The organism is Porphyromonas catoniae ATCC 51270 (assembly GCF_000565015.1).
GTDB lineage: Bacteria > Bacteroidota > Bacteroidia > Bacteroidales > Porphyromonadaceae > Porphyromonas > Porphyromonas catoniae.
On record NZ_JDFF01000018.1, the window covers coordinates 56,737 to 69,415 of the forward strand.

Annotated in this window: 6 protein-coding genes; 2 read left to right on the forward strand and 4 right to left on the reverse strand. The window is 48.8% G+C overall.

All coding sequences use genetic code 11. From position 1 onward, the window contains the following. Nucleotides 1-11: 11 nt before the first annotated feature. Entirely contained in the window at nucleotides 12-3,572 is a 3,561-nt protein-coding gene (gene cas9 / locus HMPREF0636_RS08340; protein ID WP_081748405.1) for a type II CRISPR RNA-guided endonuclease Cas9, read from the reverse strand. Nucleotides 3,573-4,169: 597 nt separating this feature from the next. Here cas9 and HMPREF0636_RS05010 point away from each other — a divergent pair. Both HMPREF0636_RS05010 and HMPREF0636_RS05015 read left to right on the forward strand, forming a co-directional pair. Then, the gene (locus HMPREF0636_RS05010; protein ID WP_081748406.1) at nucleotides 4,170-4,814 is read left to right on the forward strand and encodes a nitroreductase family protein; all 645 of its coding nucleotides are present in this window, start codon (nucleotides 4,170-4,172) and stop codon (nucleotides 4,812-4,814) included. Between the two features lie 10 nt (nucleotides 4,815-4,824). Next, complete coding sequence (locus HMPREF0636_RS05015) at nucleotides 4,825-5,631, forward strand: Rossmann-like and DUF2520 domain-containing protein (RefSeq protein WP_052328758.1); 807 nt, start codon at nucleotides 4,825-4,827, stop codon at nucleotides 5,629-5,631. A gap of 323 nt (nucleotides 5,632-5,954) precedes the next feature. Here the strand turns inward: HMPREF0636_RS05015 and HMPREF0636_RS05020 are convergent, their stop codons facing one another. The 3 genes from HMPREF0636_RS05020 to HMPREF0636_RS05030 form a co-directional block, all read right to left on the reverse strand. Beyond that, entirely contained in the window at nucleotides 5,955-6,920 is a 966-nt protein-coding gene (locus tag HMPREF0636_RS05020; RefSeq protein WP_044168924.1) for a PorV/PorQ family protein, read from the reverse strand. A gap of 16 nt (nucleotides 6,921-6,936) precedes the next feature. Beyond that, nucleotides 6,937-9,714, reverse strand: a complete 2,778-nt coding sequence (locus tag HMPREF0636_RS05025) for a S8 family serine peptidase (RefSeq protein ID WP_044168926.1) — start codon at nucleotides 9,712-9,714, stop codon at nucleotides 6,937-6,939. A 351-nt stretch (nucleotides 9,715-10,065) separates the two neighbouring features. Continuing rightward, on the reverse strand, nucleotides 10,066-11,745 hold the full coding sequence (locus HMPREF0636_RS05030; RefSeq protein WP_044168928.1) for a BACON domain-containing protein: 1,680 nt from the start codon (nucleotides 11,743-11,745) through the stop codon (nucleotides 10,066-10,068). Nucleotides 11,746-12,679 lie beyond the last annotated feature (934 nt).

Consider the following 12,679-nt stretch of genomic DNA (forward strand, 5'->3'; position numbering starts at 1 on the left):
AGCCTATTGACTCAGACAAGTGATATTCTCCCTAGGAGGTCTATCTTCACCTTGCGAGGGTTAAGCTTCACATATGCTTTCAAGCTTTGAGCCCTATAAGATTTTGGGATTTCCCCCACGTTATCTTTACCATCAAGTGTTGTCTCCAAGTGATACCTAAATACGTAGTCATGTGTCGCTAGTTTCTGTACCCGATACAGGTGGCGACTCAGCGTAGGATAGTCCTCTCCTTCTATCGCAGCTTGGATTTCCCCATCCTTCATCCCGATCAGGAACATATCATTCATACGTAGCACCTCCATCAGACGTAGATTAGAGGCTGGGAGAGCCCTAAGAACCGATTCTGGGAGCTCTGGGATGGCAAGAGCTTTCTCCATCACCTCTCGTGGATTGACAACTACAATAGGTAGGCCGTAACGGGCTCGCTCGACTGCCTGCCAGAAGGTAACAATCGACTCAACCACATTTCCATCATCATCCTTATATAGGGCTAGGTGATGATTGTTCCCTGGCGCAACAAAGCCCACGGCTTCACCCTCAATATTGTATCTAAGTGGTACGAGCTTAGACTGATCCTTACCCGTAAAACACCGAACACTGCGTACCTCTTGCGTCTTTGCCTCATCTAGATAAAGAGGCTCTGCAAAGGCTTGCTTCTCTCCATATTGTGAGATACGCTCTCTGACCTTTTCGCGTAGTACTTCGTCTACAATGTAGCCAACGTCCTTTGGCTTCAGGCTCTGGAGTGGATATTTGCATACGACCTTATCTACCCCATCGACACTGATTACCCCATAGATAGTCTCCTCGGAGAGTGCACCTCGTGGGATAAGTACCCCCCTCTGCACATCGGTCTTACCCGAACGCTTGTAGATATTACGACCTCGGGATATGGTACGCTTACCTGGGCGGAGTGAGACAAGGATACCTTCAACGTGCTTCGTCACCTCTCCGGTCGTGAAGTGAGGCTGTCTAATGAGCCAATGCTCCAACAGGGAGAGTTTCTCTTTCTTGGAGGGTTTCTGCTCTTGTTGCTCCTTGATGAACGCATCCATCTCCTGACGATCAGCCTCTGCATTCACCCTATTGAGTCGCTGTATGTAGCTCTGCCGAGTACAAGCGACGATAAGGGCATCAACAGCATGGTGGCGATGATCCTTTCGCTTGGACCAATCCTTAATACGCTCATCCGTACGCTCTCCATCCCGATGCTCTACCGTAACGACTTCTGTCTCACCCATAGATCTATATCGCTCTAGGTTGAGGTCTCGCAGGATATTGTCATACCCCCACAGCTGACGAAGCTTAGCAGTGACACCACCCTCGGAGGCACTCACCAGTCGTATCCCCTTACGGAGGATGCCCTGTGCCTCACGAGAGATATACTGAGTGAGACGTAGATGACGCTCAATGAAGTCTTCGGGCAGATTCTCAGGTAGCATCAAGAGGCGCTGACGCTTAGAGTCGGATATCTTCTTACCTTTGAAGAGGGTTTCTATCCGACTGATGTAGTCCTGTTCCCACCCCTTGGTCTGGATGTACACCATTGCAAAGCGATTACCTTTCTCTTGGTTACACGAGCGACAGGCACAGACCTTATTCGACATAGAGTCATCGAAGAGGATTGACCTCGGGATGATATGCTCTACCTCAATCTCCTCACCTCTGAGAAATTGCACAACACCCACAGGATTACCACAATAGATACACCTCCCTCCAGACTCCTCCCACAGACTATACTTTTGGATACGAGCCTTCGTAGGAGTAATGTCTTCCGCTGCTATACGCTTGGCTATAGTCTCGTTTTTTCCCTTTCGTTTACGATTGTTACTTAAGACCTGCTCTCGTTCCTCACGGCTCATCTTTAGTTCACGAGCCAGTTCGACACGCACCTCATCAATCTCGCCATGTTCCCTCTTGAGCGCATTGACGAGGTTGATCATCTGGTTTAGGATCTTCTCGACCACAGGCTGACGTAGGGCATTCTTTTGCAGGAGAGGGATTTCCTCTAGCAGGCTACGCTCATCTCGCTCCTGGGCAGTCATACTATCGGAGTGTCGTACTCCTGCAGCCTCGGCAGCCTCGCTATACATCTTACCCTCCTGGAGGTGAGGAAGGAGCTTACAGATGAACTTGGCTGACTTGTTTCCATAGCCCTGCTTGACAAAGTCGATTTTATAGAGGGCATCCATCAGCCCACTATCTAAGTCCTCGGCCTTAATGCCTAGTTGCCCAATCAAGGCACTGCGCATCTCTTCCCTATCCTCGATGGAATAAAGGATGTGCCAGAGCTTATAGAGAGGTTCGTTCTGATAAGACTCATCAATGATTGGACGAATAACTCCATCCTCATCGACTTCGTGAGAATCCCTTGTCGTTAGATTAAACCTGAGTAGACCCTCATACTGCTCATATCCTTTCAGCACCTTGCGCAAGATAGCAGCAGTTGTATTCCCTGCTATCCCATTCACTAGCAGCTTATCACACCAGAGCTTATCCTTCGGCTTAATTTTAAGCTCCTTGCGAAGCACAGTAAGGCTGAGCTTATCGTTCTCCTGGAGGTAGTCAAAGAGCTTTTGCTTCTCCTCCTGCTCCAGCACTCGCTCTGTGCCATCAGGATGGTAAAGGCGGATGTTATGAATGGATTCCCAGACCTTGCAGACCTGGAAGATTGGGGAAGATTTCGGGGCTACCTTGGGACCAATGGTTATGGTCTTCTCAACAAGCTCCTCGACACCCTCCTTGTTGGTATGCTTTACTCGTATGACCTTCTCCTTCTTCTCAAACTCACAGAAGGAGACCAACTGCTTGCATGACTTCAGAGGACGCTGATAGAAGATGATGCGGTCTCGTATCCTACCGATCAGTGCGTCTGTAAGGAGCTCGGGATAGAACACCCTCTGCGCTGCCATGATGCGGTCATACTCCTCGATGTAGGCCTCACGGGGATAGACCTGCTTCTTGATGCGGTAGGTATAGTAGGTGCCTCTGGGGGCAGTTTGTTGATTAGCTCTTAGCTCCCCAGCGAAGTGTTGACCGATGGTCTGCCCCTTCTCTTTTAGGGCCTGGTAACGTCCTTTGACTTGAGCTACATAGCTCTCCTTTTCCTTCTTGGCCTTGCTCTCGGTCTCAGCCTCGGCAGCTTCATCGGCCTTTGCGTGCTTGTAGCCTCGCTTCTGATTGATGTGGAGTAGCACCCGTCCTAGTTCAGTTAGGCTCAGCTGCTCTCCTGGCGTAGCAGCTCGAGCCCGTAGCTCCCAGAGCTCCAGTAGAGGGAGCTTAATCAGAGCTTCATCGGGGAGCATCCCATGCTCACGGAGCACCTTCTTTAGAGCTTCTCGTCGTAGCTGATAGCGATCCATGCCCTTGCGGATGGTGCGTGCCACCGTGCGCATCTTGTTCTTGGTGATCGCCTTACCCTGGGTGAATTCTGTAGCATCATCCGCAGAGAGGGGCACGATACGGCTCCCCATTCCTAGGATACTCTGTGGTTTCTCATCTTTGTCTAGGGTGATTAGGCACCACCCGATAGACCCGACACCGAGGTCGAGACCAAGTACTTTCTTTCCCATAGTACTCTTATATTTCGTTAGTTAATCATTATTTGGCTACCTTCGTGGTACTGATTTGAAGCTAAGCACAATAAGGATTTCGTTCCGTTGTGAAAACATCCAAGGCGGGGGGCGGAGGTAATAACTCCAAGCCTCGCCTTTCTTTTGTGTTTACATGCCAGCCCATGAGGTACCCTTGTTATGCAGGCTAAGTTACTGACTTTTCGAACAAATAGCAAATAAAAAACACAAGAGAGCAAGGGCAGTATACACACCACAAAGTATAAGGCCACCCAACAGCCAAACAAACGGTATATACACAAGTGAAAATCAACACTTTACAAGAACATAAAACACGATTCCCTTGACCTCCCCTCCATGAGTTACCATAACTCCTTTTTGCGACTTACCATAACTCGCTCTGACGAGTTACCATAACTCTCTAAAACGAGTTACCACAACTCGTTACTAAGACTTATGGTAACTCGTCACACCCCTCCAACTTATAGTAGGTCAACAGGGCTTCTCAAGCATAAAAGTAGACTGAGGCAGAGAGCGATTTAATTAGAAGCTAAGTATCTTTGCAAACGAACTAAACGACAGAACAAGCAACGCTATATGACAGACGCGAGTAATAAGGACAGCTGGATGAATGAAGTCCGTGAACTCGGGCAGGAACTTATTGAGCAGGGTGAAGTCTCCCATACACACGAGGTACTTCCTGCCATCTGTAGTCGCCGATCCATAAGGCAATTTACCGACGCCCCCCTCTCCGGTGAAGATGTCCAGATACTGCTAGAGGCTGGACTGCGGGCTCCCTCATCGCGAGGAGCACATACCACACAGTTTATACTCGTTGAGAGCCGAGAAACCTTGACAGAGCTAAGCTACATGCGCCCCGATGGAGCTGACTTCCTCAGGCAAGTGCCACTCGGCATCGTCATCCTTGGCTCTCCGATGGAGTGCGAGCGTTGGATAGCAGATGCCTCTCTAGCCGCAGGCTATATCCAGCTACAAGCAGAAGCCCTTGGTCTCGGCTCCTGCTGGGCAGATGTCTTCGGGCAAAATACGTCCAATGGGCAAGAGGCTAGTGAGTACGTTCGCAATGTATTAGGCATTCCCTATCAGCTTGAGATCCTATGTATCGTTGCCGTTGGGCATAAAGCTTCCAGCCTTGCTCCACATGCGGTGGAGGAACTGAGGTGGGAGCAGATCCATATCGGGCGCTATCCAGCCCTAGAGGAGGAAGCCTCCCAGAGCTAAACCAATCCCTGTGAAGAAACAAGAGCGAATCGTCCTCCTCGGTGCAGGCAACGTAGCCTGGCACTTAGCTCGCGCCCTCCATCTACTTAATGTAGGGGAGACGGAGTATATCGTCACCGATATATACAGCCCGAGTGGCGTGACAGCATGCGACTTAGCCTCTACCCTTGGCGAAGGAGTTCATAGCACCAACGACCTCAGCTCTCTACCACAAGACGCAGACTGGTACGTCTTCGCCGTCCGAGATGACGCTCTACCCGAGCTTTGGACACAGCTTGCTCACCACACATCAGGCACTTGGCTACACACATCAGGCAGTACCGACCTCTGCTCAATGACGAAATACCATAGCAGTACAGGGGTGCTTTATCCTCTACAAACCTTCAGCAAGGGGAAGGTATTAGACTTCTCCTCCATTCCTCTCTATATCGAGGCCAACAATGAGTCCACACAGGCTCGGATCGAGACCTTAGCACACAGCCTAAGCAACGAGGTACATCATGCCAGCTCTGAGGCACGCATGGCTCTGCATGTAGCCGCAGTCCTCTCATGTAACTTCTCGAATTATCTCATCACGCTCGCTGAGGAACTTCTCTCCGCCCATCAGCTCCCATCTAAGGCTCTCCTCCCACTCTTAGATGAAATGATTGAGAAGCTCCACCACCTCCCTGCCCAAGAGGCACAGACGGGTCCAGCACGAAGGCGCGATCAGATGGTTATTGAGCGGCACCTCAAGCTCCTACACAACACACCCGAGCTGGAGCAGTTATACCGACTACTCTCCGAAGGCATCCGTAAACGGTTTGACTTGGGATAATCAGTGACACAAAGGAGGCATTGTCTTCCCTCCCAAACCTTTTCTCCTCACATTCTTCATCAATCGGCTCAGCAATAAAGCTACTCGTATAAAGGGGGCAAACCATTGGATAGAAGAGATGAGGCACGATACAACAAATCACTCGACCAATCCCAAAGGATTAGCCGAGTGATTACGTTTATTCTACCAGAAAACTTCTTAGACCAGCTCTATTGTCTTATTGTACAGACGAGGAGCTTTTTGCTCCTTCCCTCCCTTTGTGAAGCACCAACTTCTTTCTCAAAGTAATTCTAAGGAGGGGGGATTAAGTCCAATACTTCTTGCTAGAATACACCAAGATTAACCCCAATGGTTAGCTGGAAGGCTGCCTTCAACCCTTCAGCCGAAGGAGCAAGATAAGCGAGGTCGATATTCATGGGCTTGAAACGCAGTCCAGCACCTGCAGAGAAGTGCTTTGCTCCATTACTGTCATAGAAATATCCGAGGCGCAAAGCGTAGGCTTGGCGGAATAGATATTCACCACCAACGTGTAGGGCGGTAGACCGAGTGTTCGATGGATAAAAGAAGTAATCTGCACCGAGAGCAAGGGCAAGATGATGCTCTGCACTGATGCCATAGCCCAACTCACCACCTAAACCAAAGAAAGCTGGAGGGTACGCATCTGACCCTTTACTCGTATAGCGATAACTCCCACCAAGGTTCTGAGCCTTTGCTCCAATGGTGTAGCTAAGTCCCAGATGATCTTCAGCAGGCTGACTTCGGTAGAATGCTCCAACCCCCACCACGAACGTAGAGGCTGACCGCTTGAGGCTTGTCGAGATATAGCTCCCCGTGACATACGCAGACAAAGATGATAACCGAAGGGCATAACCAACATCAATCGTATAGTCCTCGATAGCGTATGTCTTCTTAACCCGCTCAGCTTGGTCAACCTCTTGGAACTTGAGTCCACCTAGGTAGCGTCCACCCAAGAAGAACCCATGATCTCCGAGTCGAGCCCCTAGAGCGAGATTAAACAGGTTACGGGATCCATCAAAGCCCTCAATCTTACCTAAGAAGCGTGCGCTCGCAGAGGCAGAGAGATTGCCTTCATCACTATAGAGTAGCGACGTAGGGTTAGCGTATAGGTACGATGTATGGGATTCACCATAGTGATTCCCCCCTAGTGCGGCTGAGCGTGTATCAACTGCCATCTCGAGGATGGGTAGTGAGCGAGCCTTCGTCGTCTGAGCGGAGAGAGAGGCTACGCTACAAAGAGTCCCAAGTAGCAGGATGGATAACTTGTTCATGGTCTATTCAGAATACTTATTGTTTGACAAACCCCTTCGTATATGTACCCTTAGCAGATTTTACCCTGAGGACATAAGCCCCTGGAGCAATCGTCTTCACAGGCACCTTGATTGAGCCAATACCCTTGACCGTATAGGTCTTATCAAATACCCGTGTACCGAGCGTACTAACAATCTCAACCTGCACCCTATCAAGAGATGGATCCATGACCAGGTTTAGTACTGTAGTAGCAGGGATGGGATAAACCGAATAGACTGCATCAGCTGTACTCGTCACGACACGTACGGGTATGGTCGTCTGTACAGAGGAACTAATACCATCTGAGACCTCCACCTGTACCTGAGTGGTACCGGGCTTATGACCTGTGATAACGAGTTCTCCCGTCTTAGAGATTGATGCCGTAGCAACCGCTCCGTCCACTGCACTAGCAGAATAAGTAAGGTTAATTCCCTCGGTATACGTCAGTATGGAGGCAACATCGAGCTTAATCTGCTGACTGGCACCAACAATCTGATTACCCATCGAAGCAGTGAACTCTGGAGCCTTATATGTGTAGACTTCGAAGGGGATATCCAGCGTGGTCTTTGCCCCGAGCTCATCCGTAGCTGTCACCTTAATACTGTAGTTACCTGCAGGGGCTACTGCTCGCAGTGTAAATTCAATCTTACCATCTAGCACCTGATGGCTGACACCACGCTTCTCTCCGCTGATGTCAATGCTTACAGTCTGCCCATCTGGATCAGAGTACGCCACGGAGAAGGATTGCTTCGATACAGCAGAGACTCGAATCTTGTCTTCACGTGAGAGCTTGAGAAGCGGTGGGTTATTCTTCTTCGTTGTGAAGCTGGAGATGGTTAGACCAGAGCTAAGCCCCCAGCGGTCCACCGCTTCGACTGCGACCGAATATGTCGTGTTCTCTTTCAGGTTTGCTAGTGGGAGGAACAGCTTGTGCCCAGGAGCATACCCCATACCATTAATCGTACGCAGTAGGTAGTTGGCATGATTCGCTTCTGTAATCGCGCTCGTCGAGAGATACGCACGATACTCTACAGGTGTACCATCGTCTTCGTCTGCCACCGCTTGGAAGGAAAGGTCAGCTGTGATAAAGGAAACTTTATCGATGGAGATAGGAGCAATCTTCGCTGGAGCCTTACCCTTATTCGTTGCAAAGGCTGCACTAGCATCTATGTAGCCACGCCCTAATCGACCAGCATATCGAGAGATCGTCTGATCAATACTCTTACTCTTAAGAGAACCAAGTAGGATCTGTTTACATTTCTCACTAGTAAAGCCTTGCCCCCCGAAGTGTGAGACAATCAGAGCTGCTACACCCGAGACATGTGGACAAGCCATAGACGTACCTTGCATACCTCCATACTCATCACCCTTTGTAATCTTTTTGGAGAGTGTACTAATGACCTGCCCTGCATCTCCGAAGTTTACATCACCACCAGGAGCCATTATATCTACCCAGTCACCACGATTGGAGTAGGGAGCATTTGTGAAGGCCGGGTTCATCGAGGACACAGCAACGACAGCCTCATAGGCGCCTGGGTATGATTTGTAGTCACGACCATCATTCCCTGCAGCGAAGATGACAATCCCTCCCTTCATTGGAGCATCTGCCTTTTGATTGCCATTCTTATCACACCCTGCCCATTTGATGAAGTAGTCAATAGCTTCCTTCATAGAGGGAGGAATAACAGTGATATTTGCCGTATAGCGATACCCCCAAGAGTTTTGGCTAATAACAGCTCCGTTATTGGCTGAATAGACAAAGGCACGTGCTGCATCTGCCCCTTCCTTACCAACACCGAAGACTTGACAACTCATCAGCTTCACGCCAGTACCTGCTGTCCCATCACCACCAGCTACACCGCAGACACCGATGCCGTTATTATTACGGGCGGCGACTGTACCTGCTACGTGTGTGCCATGTGAAGCATCATCAGGGTACAGAGTACCATTATTCTTAATGAAGTTGAAGCCATTGATATCATCAACGAAGCCGTTGTTATCATCATCTTTATCCTTCACTCCATTCTTCTCTGCTAGGTTGACATAGAGGTTATCGACGAGGTCTGGATGCTCGACATCAATACCACCATCATTAACAGCAACGATAACGTTTGACTTGCCCACTTCGGTCTCCCATGCTTTGAAGAGACTAATATCGGCACCGGGGACACTACCTCTGATCGACCCAGTATTGTTGTAGTGCCACTGATCCTTCAGCCTTGGGTCATTAAATGAGGATCCTCTCGATTGAGACATCGACGTCTCGGGAAGCGAGGATATCCCCACAGGCTTAGCATTAGGATAAGCTATGGGATATACAGGCTCAGCGTAGTCAACTTCTTTATTATCGAGGAGGGTCTGCATTGCAGCTCTTAGGTCATGCCGCTCATTAAAGCGCACGATAAACCAACGATCAAGCCCCTCTTGACGCATCCGTTCCTCATAGCGAGGATCGATGGGGAACAATGGTTCCATACCACTTGCACCAAGGCTACGGAGTGACGTAGCTAGAGGTGAAGAGAGGGCTTTTAGTTCGATTTCCTTGGGCTCAAAGGTTAGAGCACGAAGGCTTTTCTCTGAGCCTTTCTGTAAGCGGATGTACAAGACACCAAGCTCTGCCCCCTCGGTAGGGAGTAGCTCTCTAGCAGACGAAGAGGTCTCCGCCACTTCGGAGCGAAGCTCGCCACCTCGAGGTTGTGCTTCATCGAAATCCTTCTTACATGAAGAGAGGGCACAGAGCGACAGAAGCGACAGGGTTAGTATAGTCCTTTTCATTGTCGTAATCTAATCAGGTTGATTGCATATTCGTTCATTTGCTCCCCTCGCGTATGCTTCTTTTCCTCTTGGGTGACGAAAGAAATTCATTCTTTCACAAACAGGGTGCTTACCAAGGAGCTGCATGTAGAGAAGGTAGTCTTACTATCCCACCAAAGACCATACTAAAGGGTACAGAGCGGTTAGGGCATTCTACTGTCTCTAGAATATTATTACCATTCACCCCTCTTGCATGGGAGAGAGGCTTAGTAAGCCTTCTCTCCCAAACAAGAATAGGGTTTTGGATTCACTTGATTGGATTGGGAGAGGGCTACTCCTAGCCCTCTCTCAAGGAAAGATTATTGGTACTAGCTACTTGAGTGAGCGAACCTGCCTACGAACGACTTGCTGCACAAGACTACGTACCGTCGCAGCTTCTCCAGCCTTAGCCTTGAGGAAGGCCTTGTAATCAGAAAGGAGCTTAACAGAGAGTTCTCCGCTCTGACTATAAGAATCCTTAATCTTACTTAGATCCTGATAGATGCACTGTATTTCAATAGCAGGCTTACCCTGGAAGGTAGCGACACGGAGGAAATAAGCTTGGTTCTTTGCCTTGTTCAGGAAGACATCTACCCCTTCTTGCTGACCAAAGTAGCGGAACTGGGCATCAGTAAAGAGCGCCTTAACTTCCTTAGTCAGATAGTAGCGTCCCATTGCATCAGACCAGAAGGCTAGGGTTGTATTCGGATAGATAGCTTGGCAAGCCTCTACGACGCCGATATATTCATCATCCTTAGGAATCTTTGCGCTAGGGACAACGTAGAAGTAGCCTCGATGGCTTTCGTTGTCAAACACCTTCCCCTTGGCGATGAAGCGGTCGTAGTTATTCTGAGTGACAGAGGGATCTCGCTCTGCACCCCACGTTTCTTCCTCTATCTTCCGCATTTCTTCTTGCTTCTTACCAGGTAGCTTAAGATCCCGATCACCCATGTACTGTACCTGATCCGTCATAGGTAGAGCCTTGAAGGTAGCGTAATCCTTGTCCTGTCCCTTTGGTGTGTACTCAGCTGTAATTACTGCTCCATTGGCTTCAATGGCAACCTTTAGAGAGAAGAGCACCTCGGTACCCGTATAGGTAATCACCTTCTCATCCTGACTCTTAGTCTTTTTATCAAGACCATTTTCCTTGAGGAAGGCATCAAAGTTTGCGTTATCCTTAACTAAACTCACATCAAGGCAAACAGTAGCTGCAGAGGTATAGCCCTTTGCGGTCTCTGATGCGAAGGAATACTGGATAAAGGGCATCGCAGCACTTTTTGTCAAGAAGCGATAGAAGGTCTTGTTAAAAAGACCATCAGGGATCTTGACCAATGTATGACCACGGCCTACTTCATAAGTACAAACACTGGAGAGGTCTGCAGGGAGCTTCAGAAGGGGAAGTACGTAGAGGCTCGTTGCTTCCTGGGTAACTTCGACTTCTTTGGTTACAGTACCTGCAGTGAGGATAACTTTCACTGAGCGTTTAGCCGTTCCATCGTTAGCCTTAGCTGTGATGGTGAAGCTATTCTTCGTCACCTTATCCAGCGTGAGCCAGTCTACGGCGGAGGCAAGCTCCACCTTCACCTGCTCCGTATTGCTATAGAAGCCTATTTTCTCCGTTCCGCCTGCGACAGGTAGCGTCACCGCTTCCTTATCGAGGTCTATGATTACATCAGCAGCACTCTGCTTGACGGCGATACGGCGCTGTAAGCCACCAGCGTTCACGATCACGGACGCTGTACGTTCTACCCCGAGGTCATTAGCCTTGACCTTAACCTGAAGGCTCGTCCCAACCTGAGTGAGGGTAACCCACCCTTCTTGGGAAGAGAAAGCGTTCCAGCTATCCTTATTTGTCTGCACTGATACGGTCTGTTCAGATGCATTCTTTGCGAAGGTCAGCGAGCTCGTCGAAAGCTCTAGCGTTGGCTCCTCTATATCGTTATTCTGCTTACAGGCTGGAATAAATAGTAAGAGAGCCAATAGCCCAATCGCGTATTTCATTTTCTGTCTCATAAGTTTGATTCTATTTCAGTGTTCACCCTGAGAGGGGTATGGTATTTCCTCCAGAGTCGTGGTGTGTGTGAGCGTGATCTGCCTGAGGCTAAATCTGCCATCGAGGGCGTGATCAGATGCAGGAGAGGTATATACCTCCTGCGTACGACCTTACTTTTCCTGATATAGCTTATGTAGACTGGCCTGGGTCATGCGTTTGTGGTTATGCATATACCCCTGTCCTCTTTAGGTACTATCACGATGGGCGGCCGCCCCCTCGTGTGCTGGTATGAGGGCTAGGAGCGGGTAATCATCTCGTCATGTCTTGTTTTATGATACATTATAACTTTTACTTATTCCTCACAAGGGATTTCCCCTTAATCTTGGGCGAAAGTTAGCAATAGTTTTTCAAACAAGAAACAAGAGAAACAAAATAAATTTCCTTAAAAATAACCTTAACAATGTCTTTTGTCCACCTTATAATACAAATATAAGTCTATAAAACAAGATTGAGAAACGAACAATCCTAGATGAGGGCAGGAAAAACACTCCCCCCTTCAAACACCCTTCACCCCTGCATAACTGTAGCTCAGGGTTAGACCCCTGCAAAATAAAAAACAAAGAAAAAACACGGCGCATCTACTTCACTAGATTAGCATACCAATCTAGTAAAGCGATGCATGACAGAGCATTTTCACCGACCCAATGTGGCAGCAGAAGCAACCCAAAACGATCCTCAGCCACTGATCTCCAACCAGCAGAATAAAAGGCCACAGGACAGCACTCCCAAATACAAACACAACAAACTGATAACAAACAAGATACAAAATGACAAAAGGAAGGAAAAACGACTTACCACAACTCGCTTCGGCGAGTTGTGGTAAGTCGTTTCAAAGAGTTATGGTAACTCGCTATAAAGAGTTATGGCAACTCGTTACAGCGACTTATAGTAACT